The following is a 17046-nucleotide window of genomic DNA, read 5'->3' on the forward strand; positions in this document are numbered from 1 at the left end:
TCCGGGCTGCTGGTCGCGGTGCAGGGCGTCGTCGGCGTGGTCGTGGCCGTCGTGCTGGGGACGCGGGCCGTCGAGGCCGGAGCGGGAACGGCGCAGGCCGGGTGACCGGTGCCGCGCGGCTCCTGCGCGGCCTGTCCGGCGTGCTCGCGGGCGGCCTCGTCGTGCTCGCGGTCGGCCTGGTCGCCGTGGAGTGGCTGGGCGGGCGCAGCGGTGTTCCCGGTCCCGGCACCGGGGCGGTCGCCGCGCACCTGGTCGCCGCCGTGGTCGCGGTGACCGGGCAGGTCATCGCGGACCGGCGTGCCGACCGGACGGGCACGCTCGCCGCGCTCGGGGTGATCGGCACCGTCGCGCTGGTGCTGGGCCTGGGCTGGTTCCTCTAGGCACCCGGGACGGGTCCGAGCACCACGATCTCGGTGCCGCGCAGCTCCACCACCAGGCCGCCGAGCGCGGCGACCTGCACCGGCCCGGCCCGGTCCCCGCGAGCGACGGGCACGGTGCGCCCGACCGCGCCGGAGCCCGGATCGACGTCCGCCAGTCCGCCCGGGACGGGGACCAGCAAGCGGTCGCCGTAGCGGGTGCCCGGGCCGAGGGTGCCCGGGACGGCCCAGCGCGGCTGCAGGGTTCCCGCCTCCAGCGCGACGGTGGCACCGCCGGTCCACCAGTAGCGGGTCGGGTCGTCCGGCCCGCCGGTCCGGGTCCGCGCGACACCGTCGGCGGGCACCGAGATCGCCGCCCCGACCGTGACCGGGAACTCGCCGACCTTGCGGCCTCCCCGGTCGAACAGCGCCAGCCGCGGGACACCGGGCAGCAGCACGGCGGCCCGTTCCGGCGACACCGCGATCAGCTGCGCCCCGTCGGTGCCGATCTCGACCGAGGAGTCGAACGCGGGCCGGTCGCCCTCGGTGCCGCTGGGGCGTAGCACCGACAACCGTTCACCCGCCTCACCGGGGCAGCGTTCCAGCACCCCGGCCCGGTCCTGGGCGGCGGCGAAGGACCGGAACGTGCATCCGCTGCGCGGCTGGCCGCCGTACTCCGCGGGGGCCCGGACGGTGCCGTACTCGGCCGTGCGGACCAGGTCGGAGCGGAAGGTCTCCACGTAGTCCTCGCCGGTGGCGAGCACCGGGTCCTGCCCGATCAGCCGGGTGCCCGGGCGGGCGTCCAGGGTCCGGTTCGGGCCGCGCTCGCCGGAGACGGGATCGAGCGTCGTCAGTTCGGAGCAGTACTCGTCGTTGCGGTACAGCGCCATGATCCGGCCGTCGGCGAACCCGGTCGTGCACAGTGCCAGGTCGCGGGTGTACGACCAGCGTTCCGCACCGCTGACCGCGTCCCGTCCGGACACCCGGGTCCCCTCGGCGACGACGACGCCGCCGTCGGTGGCCAGCGGGACCGGGGTGGCCGGACTGTCCGCCCGCCACAGCTCCTCGAACGCAGCGGGGACCGGTCCCACCGGCGGCGGCGGGGTGGCAGCGGCCGTCGCCGGGACCGATTCGGTGTTCGCCGCCGGGCTCTGCACGGCGTAGAGCAGGCCCACGCCGCCCAGCAGCAACACGAGCACCGCGGCGACCATGCGGTCGCCGCGGTGTCGTCGTTCGGCGGGCACCTGCGGCCAGGGCGGGCGGAGCAGCTTCCGCGGGTGCAGCACGCGGGGCGGGCTCGTCAGCTGGCGGCGGCGTCGGCCCCGTCGGCGGACTCACCGCCGGACCGGCGCCGGGACCCGCCACGGCGCCGGCGGCGACGCGGCTTCGATTCCTCCGACTCGGTGGCGCTCCCCGCTTCGGGGCCACCGGAGGGGGCGGGCTGGGCCCCGGGCGACTCCTGGGCGCTCTCACCGGTCGTGGAACCGGCGTCGACGGTCACGCCACCCCTGGTCCGGGTGCGGGCGCGACGCTTGCGGGCGGGACGACGGCCGTCCTCGTCGCCCGATCCGGCGGACGGGCCCGAGCCACGTCCGCTGCGCGGCTTGCGCGAGCTCTGGTGGTCGCCCTCGGAGTCGATGTACTCGGCGCCGAGCCCGGCCCGGGTGCGCGCCGACAGCGGCAGCCGGCCGGTCGCACTGGTCGGGATGTCGAGGTCGGTGAACAGGTGGTCCGACGTCGAGTAGGTCTCGACCGGCTCGTCGATGCCGAGCGACAGATCGTCGGAGATCATCTTCCAGCGCGGCATCTCGTCCCAGTCGACGAGGGTCACGGCGACGCCCTCGCGTCCGGCGCGACCGGTCCGGCCGATCCGGTGCACGTAGGTCTTGGCGTCCTCGGGGCACTGGTAGTTGATGACGTGGGTGACCCCGGTGACGTCGATGCCGCGGGCGGCGACGTCCGTGGCGACCAGCACGTCGACCTTCTCCGAGCGGAACGCGCGCAGCGCCTGCTCGCGGGCGCCCTGGCCGAGGTCACCGTGCACGGCGGCCGCGGCGAACCCGCGCTCGGCGAGATCGTCGGCGACCCGCTGGGCGGTCCGCTTGGTCCGGGTGAAGATCATCGTCAGGCCACGCTCGCGGGCCTGCAGCACCCGGGTGACCAGCTCGACCTTGTCCATCGCGTGCGCCCGGTAGACGAGCTGCTTGGTCCGCTCGTGGATGGAGCCCTGGTCGGCCTCCTCCGCGCGGATGTGCGTGGGACGGGTGAGGAACGCCCGGGACAGCGCGACGATCGGGCCGGGCATCGTCGCCGAGAACAGCATGGTGTGCCGTTCCTCGGGGAGCATGCGCAGGATCCGCTCGACGTCGGGCAGGAAGCCCAGGTCGAGCATCTCGTCGGCCTCGTCGAGGACGAGTGCCTTGACCCGGCCGAGGACCAGGTGGCGCTGCTCGGCGAGATCGAGCAGCCGGCCGGGGGTGCCGACGATGACGTCGACGCCCTTGCGCAGGGCCTCGAGCTGCGGCTCGTAGGCACGGCCGCCGTAGATGGCCACGACGCGCACGCCGAGGTTCTTGCCCGCCGCGGCGATGTCGCGCGCAACCTGCACGCAGAGCTCGCGGGTCGGGACGACGACGAGCGCCTGCGGGACGTCCTTGGTGCGGTCGGCGGCCTCACCCTCGGCGGTGGCCGCGGCCCGCTCGCCGGGCGGGGTGATCCGCTGCAGCAGCGGGACGCCGAAGCCCAGGGTCTTGCCGGTCCCGGTGCGCGCCTGGCCGATGACGTCCTCACCGGCGAGCGCCAGCGGGAGCGTCAGCTCCTGGATCGCGAAGGTGCGGACGATGTCGTTCTCCGCGAGCGCGGAGACGATCTCCTCGCGGACGCCGAGCTCGGCGAAGGTGGGGGGCAGCTTCTCGCCGCCGGGGTTGGTGACGCCGAGCGGGGCCTCGACGGGGGTGATGCCGGTCGCCAGGAAGCCGGGATCGGCCTCGGGGCCCGTGGCCTGCGAACCGGTCTCTGGGCCGGTCTCTGCGCTGGACTCTGTACTGCTTTCGGGAACGGACAGGATGATCGCCTCTCTCCGCGCACAGGAGCCGTGGCGTGGCTCGTCGACCGCCGCTCGCCCGCGTCGGGGTCGGGGCAGGAGAGCCGCCGAGGCGCTGCGCGCACCATGTCGGGTGCGGGTCCGGTGAGATGTGGCCGGCCGCGGTACGGCCCGCCCGTCCCGTTTCCCGGGTTCCCGCGCGTGTGCACGTCATCCGCATGTCGGCGACGTACTGTCCGCATGATACCCGTCGCGGTCGGATTGCACGACGACGACGCCCTGCGTCGGACGGGTGAGATACCTCGCCCGCCCCGCTCGTGATCATCCGGAGCGGCACCGGTCGTCCGGTTAGGGTGGCCGTCATGACCACCGATGCCGGTCCGCCGGCCGCCGGCCCCAGCCCGGTGACCGTCGAGCTGCTCGGCGTGCTCGGCTACGGCGAACTGTCCGCGTTCGACCGGTTGGCCGAGGACGCGCGGGCCGCGCCCACCCTCACCGGCCGGGCTCAGCTGTCGACGATGGCGGCCGCGGAGATCGGCCACTTCCGGCTGATCGAGGAGCATCTCGGCGGCTCCGGTGTGGCGATCGCCGACGCCATGGCGCCGTTCGTCACCCTCATCGACAGCTACCACGCTTCCACCGCACCGCGGAGCTGGCTGGAGTCGCTGGTGAAGGCCTACCTCGGCGACGGCCTCGGGGCCGACTTCTACCGGGAGGTCGCCGGTTGGGTGGATCCCGCCACCGGTGACCTGGTCCGCCGGGTACTGGCCGACACCGGCCATTCGGCGTTCGCCGAGCGGGAGGTGCGCGCCGCCTGCGAGGCCAACCCGCACCAGCGCGACCGGCTCGCCCTGTGGGGCAGGCGGCTGCTCGGGGAAGCCGTCACGCACGCCCAGCGGGTGGTGGCCGAGCGGGACGAGCTGGCCGAGTTCATCGTGGTCGGCTCGGGCGCGAAGGGCGGCGTCGCGGGTCTGATCAAGACGGTGCAGGTCGCCCACGGCAGGCGGATGAGCAGGCTCGGGCTGTCCTGAGCCCGATCTCGACTAGCCTGGCGCCGGCAAGGGCAGGACGTGAACGGATCGGGAGGCCAACCGGTGAAGGTCAAGATCGGCATCGCGGAGACCCCGCGCGAGCTCGTGGTGTCCAGCGACCGCACGCCGGACGAGGTGGCCCAGCTCGTGAGCGGGGCGATGAAGTCCGACGACGGGTTGCTGGACCTCACCGACGACCAGGGCAACCGTTTCGTCGTCCCGGTGGGCCGGATCTCCTACGTGGAGATCGGCCCGGGGGAGGTGCGCAAGGTCGGGTTCGGTCTGGGCGGCAAGTCCTGACCGACCTGCACGGCCGGCTCGCCTGAGCGTCGTCCGGGCCTGGTCCCTCCACGAGGGACCAGGCCCGTTCCCGTGCGTCGTGGGCTCCGGTACCTCTCAGTCGGTCTCCGGCGGGGGCGGGTCGTCGAGCCGGAACGGCGGGCGTCCGGTCCCGGCGATCCGGAACCGGCCCCACATGTCCGGATCCGACAGCGTCCCGACGGCCGTGTGTCCCGGCGTCCGGATCTCGGTGTCCGCACCGCGGGTGCCGAGCAGCGCGGTCAGTCGCTGGTGCGCGAGTACCCGTCCGGACCAGTGCAACCTCCCGTCGAACGGCTCGTGCCGGGCGTCGAGCAGCACCTGGACCGAGATCTCCTCGCCGTCGACGACGAGGGTCGCCGGGCCGCGGTAGCCCCCGTCCGGGTCCGTGTCGGCGTGTCCGGGCTCGCTCACCGCCCCCGGCCCTCCGGGTCGGTACCGGTGGCGGTGTGCGGGTTCGGGACCAGGCGCAGGATGTCGCTGTTCGTGGTGGGCGCGTCGAGCCCGGCGACGCCGGCGATCCCGCCCCAGACCAGCGCGGACAGGTAGTTGGTGAGCGCGTCCCGGCTCATCGTGCGGCGGTCCAGCCACCACTCGCCTGCGGCCTGGACGAGCCCGATGAGCCCGATCGCCCAGACCTCGGCGCCGCCCGAGTCCCGCCCTTCGGCCCGCAACCGCTCACCGATCAGGGTGGCCAGCAGGGCTCCGATCCGGCCACGGACGTCCTCGACGATCTCCGCGCCGGGCGCCGGCTCGGCCGGGTTGGCGACCACGAACCGGTACAGCTGGGGCTCGTCCTCGATCCCGCCGAGGAAGGCGTCGATCACCGCGGCCATGTGCTCGACCGGCTCCGCGTCCACCGCGAGCACCGGATGGATCCGTTCCATGAGCATCTCGGCGGCCCGCTCGCCGACGGCCCGTTGCAGATCGGCGCGGTCGGCGAAGTGCCGGTAGAGCACGGGCTTGGTGATCCCGGCCGCCGCGGCGATCTGGGCGACGGACACGCCGGGCCCGTGTTCGCGGATCGCCTCGATCGCGGCGTCGACCATCTCCGACCGGCGCTGCTCGCGGCGTCGGGCCCGCGCGTCCAGCTTGACATCCCTCGGTTCCTGGGGCACGTTACCAGTGGTAGCTGTTACTGCCGGTAACAGCAAGCAGGCCGCGGTGTCCGGAACAGCACATCGCCTCGAGCAGAAAGGCGTGACCGATGAACGCTCCCGCCCGTACCGGAGGCAGGACCGGGGTCGCCGACCGGGAGGACACCGCCCGCCGGCTGTTGCGCAGCTCCGTCGACAAGTCCTACGACCCGTCGATCGACATCGACTGGGAGGCACCCCTGGTCGAGGGCCGGTACGGCGTCGTCCCCGAGCGCGTCTCGCTCTACGGCACGTCGTTGTGGGAGGGCCTGACCGAGGAGCAGCGGGTCACGCTGTCGGTGCACGAGTTCTGCAGCGTCGCCCGGATCGGGCTCTGGTTCGAGATGATCCTCATGCAGATGCTGCTGCGCTACGCCTACGACCGCGACCCGCGCCGCCCGCACATCCAGTACGCGCTGGTGGAGATCGCCGACGAGTGCCGGCATTCGATGATGTTCGCCAAGGCCACCGAGCGGTACGGGGTCCCCGACTACGCGCCCGACCGGCTCACCCACGAGCTGGGCCGGGTGATGAAGACCATCGGGACCGGGCCCGCGATGTTCGCCGGGACCCTCTACGTCGAGGAGATCCTCGACCAGTTGCAGCGCGAGGGGATGCGCGACGAGCGTGTCCAGCCGCTCTCCCGGATGATCAACAAGATCCACGTCACGGAGGAGGCGCGGCACGTCCGCTACGCCCGCGAGGAGCTGCAGCGGATCATGCCGAAGACGAACGCGGCACAGCGCGCCCTGGCCCGCAACGAGACGGCGGCGATCGCCTTCGTCGTCGCCCGGAACCTCATTCATCCCGGGGTGTACCGCAGTGTCGGGATCGAGCCGGCGGTCGGCCGGAGGGCCGCGCGGGCCAACCCGCACCATCGGGAGATGCTGCGCTGGTCGGCCCGCAAGCTGGTGCCGTTCCTGCGTGAACAGGGTGTCATCGGCGGGCCGTCGGAACTGCTCTGGAAGCGCGCCCACCTGATCTGAGACCAGCCGGTCCGGCAGCGACCGGACCTGAGAGGAGGCGGGTGTGAGCAGCCGGATCGTCACTCGGGACGGGACCGGGCTGTACGTGCGGGAGTCCGGCCCGGCGTCGGCGCCGGTGAGCGTGCTCCTGGCCCACGGCTGGACCCTCGACGAGCGCTGCTGGGCGAGCGTCGCGAACGCCCTCACCACCGGAGGGCAGCCCGGCCCGCCGGTGCGCGTGGTCCGTTACGACCACCGTGCGCACGGCCGGTCCGACGACACCCCCGACGAGCGCAAGACCCTCGAACAGCTGGCCGACGACATGGCCGAGCTGATCGAGCAGGTGATCCCGGCCGGGCCGGTCGTGATCGCCGGGCACTCGATGGGCGGGATGACGGCGATGTCGCTCGCGCAGCGGCATCCGGACCTGGTGGCGGCGCGGGTGCGCGGGATCGCGCTGGTCGCCACGGCCAGCGGTGGCCTCGGCGGGGCCGCGACCCTGGGCATGAGCGGACGTCCGGCGGAGCTCTTCCTCGCCGGCAAGGACAAGATGACGATCAGTCCGTTGTGGACCGAACGGCGGGCGCTGAGCACGCATCCGGCGTTGTTGCGGGCCGGGGTCCGCCCGCTGCTGCTCGGACGGCACCCCGATCGGGAGGCGGTCCGGCTCACCTGCGACGCGATCGCCGCCTGCCGCCCGACGACGATCTCGGGCTTCACCCCCACCCTCACCGCACACGAGCGGGACGCGGCGCTGGCGGCCTTCGCCGAGATGCCGGTCGAGGTGCTGGTCGGCTCGCGGGACCGGCTGACCCCGCCCCGCTACTCACGCCGGATCCGCGACCGACTGCCCCGGGCGAGCCTGACCGTGTTCCCGGACGCCGGGCACATGCTGCCCCTCGAACGGGTCGCGGGTGTGACGGCCCGGATCGATGCGCTGGTGCGCGGGGCGGTGGCCCGCGACCGGGCGGCGTGACCCGCGCCTGCGGTCCCCGCCGGCGCGGACCACGCACCGGCGGCCGATCAGAGGTGCTCGGCGCTGTCGGTCAGCTTCGGGAACCCGCCGATACCGCGCCAGGCCAGCGCCGACATCAGCGCCACCGCCTCGTCGCGCGGGACCCGCTGGTCGGAGTCCAGCCAGTACTGGGCACCGACCTGGCTCAACCCGACCAGGCCGACGGCCAGCAGGCGGGCCCGGTCCTGGTCCAGCCCGGCGTCGGTGGTGACCGCACCGGCGACGGCGTCGATGCAGCGGTCGAGGGCGCTCTCCACGACGGCGGCGGCCTCCGGGTCGCCCCGCAGATCCGACTCGAACACCAACCGGTAGGCCTTGCCCTCGCCCGCCACGAAGTCGAAGTAGGCGGCGACCGCCGCCTGCACACGCTCCTTGTTGTCACCGGTCCGCTCGATCGCCCCGGAGACCCGCTCGACGAGCTCCTCGGCATAGGTCGTCAGCAGAGCCTGGTACAGCTCGAGCTTGCCGGGGAAGTGCTGGTAGAGCACCGGCTTGCTGACACCGGCCCGCTCGGCGATGTCGTCCATGGCCGCCGCGTGGTAGCCCTGCTCGGCGAACACGTCGCGGGCGGCCAGCAACAGCTGGGCGCGCCGCGCTCCACGGGACAGGCGTGCGCCCCGAGGCGTGGCGGTTCCGGTCATCGGCCCCCTACCTTTCACCCGGTGTGGGGTCACCCTACCCGCTGGTAACCGGGATGACGAACGCTGTGTCATCGGTCTGTCGGCAGCGCGCCGGACGGCGATCGGACACCGGTCCGGATCCGTCGGGCGCGCACCACGAGTGCCCCCAGTACCGGCAGCGCGGCGACCGCGGGACCGGGTGCTCCGGCCACCGCGGCGACGATCCCGGCGGCCGCCAGCGCGGTCGCCGCGACGAACCCGCGGCGGGTGTGCGTGCGGGCCCGGCGGGCCAGCACGAGGGCTGCGGCCACTTCGGCGGGGCCACCTCGGGCGGCGATCCTCGCCGATCCCGCCTGCGGAGCCCGAACCGGGTCCGGTTCGGGGGACCCGCCGTCGTGCCACGGGAACAGTTCGACGGCGAGATCGGCAGCGGCCAGCGCGTCCGGGTCGGACGCCGGGTCGGCCGCGACGGCGACCGTACGGCCGCGGGCGCGCAGCCCCGCGACGGCCGCCGCCCGGGCCGCGGGGCCCAGCCCGGTGCGGACCTCGTCGGGGTCCTCCGTGTCCAGGCCCGCGGCGCGGGCGAGGTTGCGGCCGGCCCCGTCGTCCTCGGGGGTGAGCAGAGCAGGAGCGGTGCCCGCGGCGCGCAGCGCGTCCAGCCCGGCCGCGGCCGAGGGATGCGGGACCCGCTCGAGGGTGAGCACCGCCCGGGCGGCGCCGTCCCAGGCGACCGCGGCTACCGAGACGCCCGCGGCGACGGCACGCTCCCGCTCGGCGCGCAGTCCCGGCGGCAACCGGACGCCGTGTGCGTGCAGCCATTCCGCCGACCCGACGAGTACCGCGTGCGCCACCACCGTCATGGCCGGGCCGGGGGCGTCGTGCTCAGATCCGTCGTGTTCGGATCCGTCGTGTTCGGGTCCGTCGTGTTCCGCGAGCGCGACGACCCGGTCCCCGGCCACACCGGACGGAGCGCCCGGGTGAGTGCGTCCGCTCCCGGCCGTACGGTGCAGCCGGCCGGTGACCACACCGGGACGCACCCCGTCGACCGGTACCAGCTCGGCGACCAGGCCGGAGACCCCCAGCCCTGGTTGCTCGTCGGACTCGGCGACGTCGGGCACCGCTCCACCGGCGGCGGCGGACAGGCCCCGGGCGAGCGGGGTGAGATCCGAGCCCGGCCGGCAGACCGCCGTGACCGACGCGGCCAGCCGCAGCACCATGGCCGGATCCTCCCCGCGTGCCGGGTGCACGACGACCGCGCCGGGACCGGCGCCGGTGAGCACGTCCGGCCCGGCGAGGGCGACGGTGTCGATCCGCTGTGCGAGGCTCCGGGTGCCGAACGGCCGGGTCCAGCCGACCGGGTCCGGCCCGGGGCGGGAGCCGGGCAACGGCAACCGCACCACCGCCCCGCCCGCGCGGTCGGCGGCACGGACGGCCGCGGGCACCGCGGCGAGCAGCGCGACCGGGCAGGCGGCCATCAGCACCGCGATCCCGGCCTGCCCGGCGAGCGGCCAGGCCTGTCCCGATCCCGCCCGGAAACCGGCGACCGCGAGCGCGACGAGCATCGTGACCGGGACCAACCGGGCGCTCCAGTGGTCGGCCACCGTGCGCAGACCGTCCGGAGCCGGGAAGGCCTGTTCCCGACCGGTCTCTCCCGGCGGTGCGGCGCGGCCGGTGTCGGCCACGACCACGGCCAGCACGGTGAGCACGGCCGCGGCACCTGGCAGCAGCGCCGGGCCGTCGAGCAACCCGAGCAGGTCGACCGATGTGCTCCCGTTCGTGCTCCCGGTCCCCCCTCCGCCGACCACGGCCGCCGGACCGGCCGGTGAGATCGCCGCCGCGAGCACCGCCGGTCCCGCCCAGGCGCACGCCCCCAGCGTCGCGACCGAGATCCCGACGTCGGCGGTGACGGTTCCGGTCCGCAGCGCGGCGGCGGCGGCGCGGTGCCCCGTGCGGCCCGCGACCAGTACGACGGCGACCGCCAGCAGCACGCCCGTCACCAGCAGCACCGGGGCGATCGCAGCCGGGGCGATCAGCGGTGCCACGGCCGGCAGCGCGAGCGCGGCCACGGCGGCGGTGAGCGCGACCGGGAGTGGGGGACGCACCGGGTCAGCTCCCCGGCGCCGTCGGCAGGGTGAACTCGCAGGAGCGGAGCTCCCCGCCGGACCGGTAGTCGAGGAACAACCGATGGTCGCCGGCGGCCGGGACCGACGCCGAGAACGCGATGCCGGGCCCGGCCCGATCGTCGGCCGCCGCGCCGGTCACGTCCGGCCGGGCCGGGAACCGGGCCAGGTCACCCTGGCGGACGACGGTGAGGTTGCCGAACGCCCCACCGTCGACGGGTTCGAGATCGGTGACCGGGACGCCGTCGTGACCGACCGTGGCGAACAGCCGCGAGGTGCCGCCGGGCAGCAGCGCACCGTCGATCCGGACCTGCTGGTCACTGGGGCCGCACAACCCGGACCGGTCCTCGTGGTCGAACCGGAACGCGCCGTAGGGGCCCGGGACGTGCACGTCGGCGCCGAGATCGAGGCTGGGGCCACCGGTCGGGGTGAAGGCGGCGTAGAGCCGCCACACCCCCTCCCCGGGGAACGTCATCGGGGCCCGCCACACGCCGTCCGGGCCGGGCTCGGCGCGCAACCGCGTGTACCCGGCGACGTCGCGGCGGATCACGGCGACGTCCATCACCGGCCTGCCGTCGGTGGGGGTGTCGAACCGGGTCACCGGCTCGCCGTCCGATCCCGTGACGGTGAAGGTGACCTCGGTGGCCTCCCGCCACGGGTACATCAGCCTGGCCGGGGTGAGTGTGTAACCGGCGGCCGTGCTGATCACGCCGCCGGGCGCCGGGGGTTCGGTCCGGCCGGCCGGCAGCACCTGCTCGTCGCCGCGCTCGGCGGTGGCCAGTGCCCCCAGTGCGCCACCGGCCGTCCAGGCGCCGGTGAAGACGAGCACCGATGCCGCCCCGAAACCGGCGAGCCGGGCCGCGGCCGATCCGGTGATCCGCCCCATCCGCGTCCTCCCGTGTCCGGCATCCCTCGGGTACAACGCGTGGACGCCCCGGTCGTTGCGCTCGGTGTGCGCCGAAGAACGCGGAGTGACCAACATCGGCGCCGGGGACGAGACGGACATCACCTGTGATCGGCAGGACGGCGGCCGACACGCCATCCTGGTCCGATGGCCGCCGGTACGTCGCTCCCCGTTCACCCGCCCGTCACCGCGCCCCGGCCCGCGCGCACGCAGGGAACCGAGCCGCGGACCGCAGATCCCACGACCCTCGCCGCGCTGCCCGACGAGATCCCGCCGTGGCCGGGCCGGACGGTCACCGCGGGCGGGGTCTCGCTGCACGTGCGCGAGACCCCCGGCTCGGGTGCGGCGCGCAGGCCGGACGCTTCGGAGGCCGTGTACGTGCACGGCCTGGCCGGGTCCTCGACGAACTGGACCGATCTCGCCGGGCTGCTCGCCCCGCGGGCAGCGGGTCTGTCGGTGGACCTGCCCGGCTTCGGCCGGTCCGAGCCGACCGCGGCCCGGGACTACACCCCCGACGGCATGGCCGACGCGCTGCTGTGCTGGCTGGCCGGGCGGCGCGAGCAGCGGGCACGCGCCGGGGAGCGCCACGACGGCCGGTTCCACCTCGTCGGGAACTCGCTCGGTGGGCTGATCGCGATGACGGTGGCGGCCCGTCGTCCGGAGCTGGTGCGCTCGCTGACGCTGGTGTCACCCGCGATGCCCGACCTGCGTCCCGACCCGCGGCGGTTGTCCGATCCGCGGCTGGCGCTCGCGATGATCCCGGTGCTCGGCCGTGGTGCGCGCCGGGCACTGGCCGTCCAGCCGCTCCGCGACCGGGCCGAGCGGATCGTGCGGGTCTGCTTCGCGGACCCGCAGCGCGGCTCCGAGCGCAGGCTCGACGAGCTGATCGCCGAGCACGAGCACCGGGCGACGTTGCCGTGGGCGACCGAGGCGACCGACGGTGCGACCCGCGGTCTGCTGGCGGCCTGGGCCGGGCGGTCGGCCTGGCAGCGGGCGTCGAAGGTGCGGGCGCCCTCGCTGGTCCTGTGGGGCGGCGCGGACCGGATCGTGTCGCCGCGGCTGGCCCGCCGGACGGCCGCGGCGCTGCCGGACGCACGGTTGCTGGTACTGCCCGGCACCGGCCACGTCGCGCAGATCGAGCGCCCCGAGCAGGTCGCGCTGGCCGTCGCCGGGCTGTGGGACGAGACCTGATCGCGGGGTCGGGGAAGATGGAGCGGTCCCGCAGCGTTGAGACGCCCGGAGACCCGCACGTGACTTCGGAGGAGTGGACGAGATGGCGCTACCGCCGCTGGTGGAGCCGGCTACCGAGCTCACCAAGGAGGAGGTCGAGCGGTACAGCCGTCACCTCATCATCCCGGACGTCGGGATGGACGGACAGAAGCGGCTGAAGAACGCCAAGGTCCTGGTCGTCGGCGCCGGCGGCCTCGGTTCGCCCGCGCTGCTGTACCTGGCCGCCGCGGGAGTGGGCACGCTGGGGATCGTCGAGTTCGACGTCGTCGACGAGTCGAACCTGCAGCGCCAGATCATCCACGGGCAGTCCGACATCGACCGGCCGAAGGCCGAGTCGGCCCGTGACTCGATCCGCGAGGTCAACCCCCATGTCGAGGTCCGGCTGCACAACGAGCGCCTGACCAGCGAGAACGTCCTCGACGTCTTCCGGGACTACGACCTGATCCTGGACGGCACCGACAACTTCGCCACCCGGTACCTGGTGAACGACGCCGCCGTGCTGCTGGGCAAGCCCTATGTCTGGGGTTCGATCTTCCGCTTCGAGGGCCAGGCCTCGGTGTTCTGGGAGGACGCCCCGAACGGCCAGGGCCTCAACTACCGGGACCTCTACCCGGAGCCGCCGCCGCCCGGGATGGTGCCGTCCTGCGCCGAGGGCGGGGTGCTGGGCGTGCTCTGCGCCTCGATCGGCTCGATCATGGTCAACGAGGCGGTCAAGCTGATCACCGGTATCGGCGAGCCGCTGCTCGGCCGCCTGGTGATCTACGACGCGCTGGAGACCACCTGGCGTCAGGTGAAGATCCGCAAGGACCCGGAGACGCCGAAGATCACCGAGCTGATCGACTACGAGGCGTTCTGCGGCACCGTCAGCCAGGACGCGCAGGACGCGGCGGCCGGGAACACGATCACCGTCGGCGAGCTCAAGCAGATGATCGACGCGGGCAAGGACTTCCAGCTCATCGACGTCCGTGAGCCGCACGAGTACGAGATCGTCTCGATCCCGGGTGCCACGCTCATCCCGAAGGACCGGATCCTCTCCGGCGAGGCGCTCGCCGAGATCTCGCAGGACCGGCCGGTGGTGCTGCACTGCAAGTCCGGTGGTCGATCGGCCGAGGCGCTCGCGGCCCTGCACCGGGCCGGGTTCTCCGACGCGGTGCACGTCGGTGGCGGCGTGCTGTCCTGGGTGAAGCAGATCGACCCCTCGCAGCCGACGTACTGACCCGTCGCGACCTGACCGTCGCGATACCGCGCTCACGGCCGTCGTCCCGCATCCGCGGGGCGGCGGCCGTTGTCGTGACCCGTGAGTAACCGTCCACGTGCCTGACAACCCGTCCGGTTTTGCTAGGCCGAACAGGTGAAGAGCAGTGGTTCGACTCCGAAGTGGACCGTTTCACCGAAACATCACGGTGGGTCACCGCGACAGGTCGATGTGCGCCGGTGGCCGGCGTGACGACGGCGGGGGAGGTCACTGTGGACGTACCGGTGCGACGGTGTGCACTGGACGGTTGCGTCGAACCGATCGAGGCGGAGGACGGTCCGCCGGCGGCGCGGCCGCAGCGCCGGTACTGCTCCGCGGCGCACCGGGTGCGCGCCCGCCAGGCGCGCCGCGCCGCGGCCCAGGCGGTCGGTGACGAGCGGCTCGCCGGCACGCTCCCCTGGCTCCGCGAGCCGGAACCGGAGCCGGCCGGGGAGGAGCCGCGCCCGGCCGACCCGGTGCCGGCTCCCCGTGCGCGGGTGCGTCCGGCACAGGACGAGCGCCCGGCCCGGCTGCGCGCGCCGCGCGGACCGCTGCGGCATCGCCGGGCGTTCGCCCTGATCGGGGCGACCGCCACGCTGCTCGCCGGGTACGCGCTGGTCACCACGACACCGGCACCGGTCGGTGGCGCCGTCGTCGACGAGGGCCGTTCCGCGGACGAGTGGGCCGGGGACGCGCGGATCGCGCTCGCCGCGCTGGACGAGCAGCTGGTGACCCTGGAGCGGGCCGAACAGAGCTGGCGCGCCTCCCCGCATGCCGGGGAGCGCACCCCCGCACCGGTCGCCCGGCTGCAGCAGCGCCGCGACGTCCTGCGCCAGCAGCAGGCCGCCCTGCGCTCCCAGCTCGACGTCTACGCCTCGCGGGGGAAGGTCGGCGACTCGCTGGCCCTCGCCGAGCAGGAGCTCGCCGAGATGGAGCAGATCGTCGACGAACTGCCCCCGGCCACCCGAAGGGTGGGTGAACAGGTCGCAGCGGCGGCGTCACTGGAGGAGCAGCGCGACCTGCGCGCCCGCCGGCGCGACACGACGGCGGAGGAGCTGCGGACCCTCGAGGAGGGGCTGCGGCGGGCGACGGCGACCCCGTTGCCGCGCGACCGGTCCGGGACCGACCAGGTCTCCGGGGAGGTTCTCGCGCTGGCCCGCGGGGAGCGTCCCTCGGCGCCGGAGCCGGTCGGCCGTCGCCGGGACATGCAGGTCGTGACCGGTGGGCGGGAGACGACGGGCGACCGTGGCCGGGACGACGTGAGCACCAGCGGCCCGCCGCTGGACCCCCGTGGCCCGCGGGAGGGACGGGCGGGCGAGCCGGGCCGGGAGCCGCAGGGGACCGGTGGGCACCGTCCGGACCGGTCCGGCCCGGTGAACGGCCCGGGGCAGGCCCTCGGCGGTGTCGTGTCGGAGGCCGCGGACGGGGTCGGCAGTCTGGTGGGTGGCCGGGGCGCCGACGGGGCCGCACGTGCGGACGACCCCCGCGCCGGTCACCGGGGCGCCCGCGCCGGCGGCCCGGCGCGTTCGGACGCGGACGGGACCGGCCCGCGGACCGGTACCGGCGCACCGCCGGAGCGCGGTGGGGCGGATCGTCCGGCACCGGATGCGCGGGACCGCCCGGAGCCCGGCCGAGCCGGTGCGGACCGGCCGGGCGGCGCCCGTCCGGCCGCGGGCGGCCCGGTCGAGCGGATCGGCGAGGGCGCCGGCCGGGCGACCGGTGCGGTGGGCGACACCGTGCGGGACGCCGGCCGGGCGCTGGGCGGCGTCGCGGGCGGCCCGGGCCGCCGTACCGGCCCGGCGCGACCGGACGCCGGCGGGACGCGCGAGGTCGGGTCCGACGCCGCACGCGGGACGGGCGGATCCGAGGGGACGGCGCGCGGGGACGAGCGTGCGCGGTCGGCGTCGGACGGCTCCGCGGGGCGTGGTCCCGGGGAGGGTGCCCGGTCGGCCGGTTCGGGTTCGGTGGCGTCCCGGGTCGGAAACCTCGGCGGGGAGCCGGCCGGCCCGCAGATGCGGTCGGAGGTGTCCCGCTCGGAGGGCGCCCCGTCGGAGTCTCGGCAGCCGGACGCACAGCGGTCGGAAACACAGCGGTCGGAAACACAGCGCTCGGAAACACAGCCGTCGGAAGCACGGCCGCCGGGGATCCGTCGGCCGGACGCACCGCGGCCAGTGTCACGACAGCCGGAGGCACAGCGACCGGACGCAGAGCAGTCGGAGGCACGACAACCGGCAGCTCAGCGGGCCGGGGCGCAGCAGTCGGAAGATCGGCGGTCCGAGGCTCGTCGGCCGGAGGCACAGCGGTCGGAAGCCCAGCAGCCCCGGACAGCACGGTCGGAGCACGTGCGGTCCGGGACGTCCGGCAGTCCGGTGGAGCGGGTCGATGCCGTGCGGTCGGAGGTCCTGGGCGGCTCGGAGCGGCCCGGTCGCGCGGCCACCCCCGGTACGGACCGGGCGGAGGACGGTTCCACTCGCTCCGGTGGCACCGGGGGGTCCGGCGACGCCACGAGGTCCGTCGGCTCGGATCGGTCGGGTGGCACGGATCGGTCGGGTGGCACGGATCGGTCGGGTGGCACGGAGCGGTCGGGTGGCGCGGAGCGGCCCGGCGGTGGCACCGGGTCCGCGGAGCGGCCCGGTGGGCCGGGCCGGTCGGGCACGTCCGGCGGCATCGCCTCCGCCGTCGCCGGGTCCTACGTCGAGGCGGCGATGGGCAAGGAGGCCGCGGCCCCGGTGCTCGCGGAGGCCGACCGGCAGGCCGAGCGCCGGATGGCCGAGCGGATCGACGAGCGGACGGCGAACCCCCCGTCCGGCGGGGCCGCCGAGCGCACCCGCGGCAGCTCATCGGAGGGCTCGTCCGGCCGCGGGGAGGGGCGCGACGACAGCTCGGGGTCCACGAGGGGTGGCCCCGGCGCGGACCGGTCGTCGGGCGGCGCACAGGACTGAGCGCCGAGCCGGGAGGCGACCGGGGCGGCGGCTCCGCGGCACGGAACCGCCGCGTCCGTCCCCCGAACGTGGCGACGCGTTACGGCTGTCCGGGCGTGGCGCGGACCGGAGTGTCCGACGGCGCGGGTACCG

General features: G+C 75.1%; 15 protein-coding genes. 8 read left to right on the forward strand and 7 right to left on the reverse strand.

Annotated elements, in window-relative coordinates; all coding sequences use genetic code 11:
- Nucleotides 1-101 precede the first annotated feature (101 nt).
- Nucleotides 102-380, forward strand: coding sequence for a hypothetical protein (locus tag AB0J24_RS27970; RefSeq protein ID WP_358686802.1), 279 nt, complete (start codon nucleotides 102-104; stop codon nucleotides 378-380).
- On the opposite strand, the gene AB0J24_RS27975 is transcribed toward AB0J24_RS27970, so the two are convergent.
- Together AB0J24_RS27975 and AB0J24_RS27980 are read right to left on the reverse strand one after the other, a co-directional pair.
- Nucleotides 377-1642 carry a hypothetical protein gene (locus AB0J24_RS27975; protein ID WP_358686803.1) on the reverse strand — a complete coding sequence of 422 codons (1266 nt, stop codon included), beginning with the start codon at nucleotides 1640-1642 and terminating at the stop codon, nucleotides 377-379. The two genes, AB0J24_RS27970 and AB0J24_RS27975, sit on opposite strands and share 4 nt — an antisense overlap.
- A gap of 14 nt (nucleotides 1643-1656) precedes the next feature.
- The gene (locus tag AB0J24_RS27980; RefSeq protein ID WP_358686834.1) at nucleotides 1657-3315 is read right to left on the reverse strand and encodes a DEAD/DEAH box helicase; all 1659 of its coding nucleotides are present in this window, start codon (nucleotides 3313-3315) and stop codon (nucleotides 1657-1659) included.
- A 446-nt stretch (nucleotides 3316-3761) separates the two neighbouring features.
- On the opposite strand from AB0J24_RS27980, the gene AB0J24_RS27985 reads away from it, so the two are divergent.
- Both AB0J24_RS27985 and AB0J24_RS27990 read left to right on the forward strand, forming a co-directional pair.
- Nucleotides 3762-4430 (forward strand): ferritin-like fold-containing protein, encoded by a 669-nt coding sequence (locus tag AB0J24_RS27985; protein ID WP_358686805.1) that lies wholly within the window; start codon nucleotides 3762-3764, stop codon nucleotides 4428-4430.
- Nucleotides 4431-4493: 63 nt separating this feature from the next.
- The gene (locus AB0J24_RS27990) at nucleotides 4494-4730 is read left to right on the forward strand and encodes a DUF3107 domain-containing protein (protein WP_358686806.1); all 237 of its coding nucleotides are present in this window, start codon (nucleotides 4494-4496) and stop codon (nucleotides 4728-4730) included.
- Between the two features lie 96 nt (nucleotides 4731-4826).
- Here AB0J24_RS27990 and AB0J24_RS27995 read toward each other — a convergent pair whose 3' ends face one another.
- Complete coding sequence (locus AB0J24_RS27995; protein ID WP_358686808.1) at nucleotides 4827-5162, reverse strand: DUF4873 domain-containing protein; 336 nt, start codon at nucleotides 5160-5162, stop codon at nucleotides 4827-4829.
- Nucleotides 5159-5866: a TetR/AcrR family transcriptional regulator gene (locus AB0J24_RS28000; protein WP_358686809.1), complete on the reverse strand. Its 708-nt coding sequence runs from the start codon at nucleotides 5864-5866 to the stop codon at nucleotides 5159-5161. The genes AB0J24_RS27995 and AB0J24_RS28000 overlap by 4 nt, the downstream gene beginning before the upstream one ends.
- An 89-nt stretch (nucleotides 5867-5955) precedes the next feature.
- Here AB0J24_RS28000 and AB0J24_RS28005 point away from each other — a divergent pair, with 89 nt between their 5' ends.
- Together AB0J24_RS28005 and AB0J24_RS28010 are read left to right on the forward strand one after the other, a co-directional pair.
- Complete coding sequence (locus tag AB0J24_RS28005) at nucleotides 5956-6870, forward strand: diiron oxygenase (protein ID WP_358686810.1); 915 nt, start codon at nucleotides 5956-5958, stop codon at nucleotides 6868-6870.
- A gap of 43 nt (nucleotides 6871-6913) precedes the next feature.
- Nucleotides 6914-7825: an alpha/beta hydrolase gene (locus tag AB0J24_RS28010; protein WP_358686812.1), complete on the forward strand. Its 912-nt coding sequence runs from the start codon at nucleotides 6914-6916 to the stop codon at nucleotides 7823-7825.
- Nucleotides 7826-7872: 47 nt separating this feature from the next.
- On the opposite strand, the gene AB0J24_RS28015 is transcribed toward AB0J24_RS28010, so the two are convergent.
- The 3 genes from AB0J24_RS28015 to AB0J24_RS28025 form a co-directional block, all read right to left on the reverse strand.
- Nucleotides 7873-8505, reverse strand: a complete 633-nt coding sequence (locus tag AB0J24_RS28015) for a TetR/AcrR family transcriptional regulator (protein ID WP_358686813.1) — start codon at nucleotides 8503-8505, stop codon at nucleotides 7873-7875.
- A 68-nt stretch (nucleotides 8506-8573) separates the two neighbouring features.
- Nucleotides 8574-10586: a hypothetical protein gene (locus AB0J24_RS28020; RefSeq protein WP_358686815.1), complete on the reverse strand. Its 2013-nt coding sequence runs from the start codon at nucleotides 10584-10586 to the stop codon at nucleotides 8574-8576.
- 4 nt (nucleotides 10587-10590) lie between these two features.
- Complete coding sequence (locus AB0J24_RS28025; protein WP_358686816.1) at nucleotides 10591-11490, reverse strand: hypothetical protein; 900 nt, start codon at nucleotides 11488-11490, stop codon at nucleotides 10591-10593.
- A 165-nt stretch (nucleotides 11491-11655) separates the two neighbouring features.
- On the opposite strand from AB0J24_RS28025, the gene AB0J24_RS28030 reads away from it, so the two are divergent.
- The 3 genes from AB0J24_RS28030 (at nucleotide 11656) to AB0J24_RS28040 (ending at nucleotide 16914) form a co-directional block, all read left to right on the forward strand.
- On the forward strand, nucleotides 11656-12699 hold the full coding sequence (locus AB0J24_RS28030) for an alpha/beta hydrolase (RefSeq protein ID WP_358686817.1): 1044 nt from the start codon (nucleotides 11656-11658) through the stop codon (nucleotides 12697-12699).
- An 82-nt stretch (nucleotides 12700-12781) separates the two neighbouring features.
- The gene (gene moeZ, locus AB0J24_RS28035) at nucleotides 12782-13954 is read left to right on the forward strand and encodes an adenylyltransferase/sulfurtransferase MoeZ (RefSeq protein ID WP_358686818.1); all 1173 of its coding nucleotides are present in this window, start codon (nucleotides 12782-12784) and stop codon (nucleotides 13952-13954) included.
- A gap of 227 nt (nucleotides 13955-14181) precedes the next feature.
- Nucleotides 14182-16914 carry a hypothetical protein gene (locus AB0J24_RS28040; protein ID WP_358686819.1) on the forward strand — a complete coding sequence of 911 codons (2733 nt, stop codon included), beginning with the start codon at nucleotides 14182-14184 and terminating at the stop codon, nucleotides 16912-16914.
- Nucleotides 16915-17046: the final 132 nt, after the last annotated feature.

It is taken from the genome of Pseudonocardia sp. NPDC049635 (assembly GCF_040659795.1).
Taxonomy (GTDB): Bacteria; Actinomycetota; Actinomycetes; order Mycobacteriales; family Pseudonocardiaceae; genus Pseudonocardia.

What these genes read in the sequence shown, in the direction of transcription:
- AB0J24_RS27985 (WP_358686805.1), top strand. Translation starts at nt 3,762, where the DNA reads ATGACCACCGATGCCGGTCCGCCGGCCGCCGGCCCCAGCCCGGTGACC.
- AB0J24_RS28005 (WP_358686810.1), top strand. Translation starts at nt 5,956, where the DNA reads ATGAACGCTCCCGCCCGTACCGGAGGCAGGACCGGGGTCGCCGACCGG.
- AB0J24_RS28015 (WP_358686813.1), bottom strand. Translation starts at nt 8,505, where the DNA reads ATGACCGGAACCGCCACGCCTCGGGGCGCACGCCTGTCCCGTGGAGCG.
- AB0J24_RS28025 (WP_358686816.1), bottom strand. Translation starts at nt 11,490, where the DNA reads ATGGGGCGGATCACCGGATCGGCCGCGGCCCGGCTCGCCGGTTTCGGG.
- AB0J24_RS28030 (WP_358686817.1), top strand. Translation starts at nt 11,656, where the DNA reads ATGGCCGCCGGTACGTCGCTCCCCGTTCACCCGCCCGTCACCGCGCCC.
- moeZ (WP_358686818.1), top strand. Translation starts at nt 12,782, where the DNA reads ATGGCGCTACCGCCGCTGGTGGAGCCGGCTACCGAGCTCACCAAGGAG.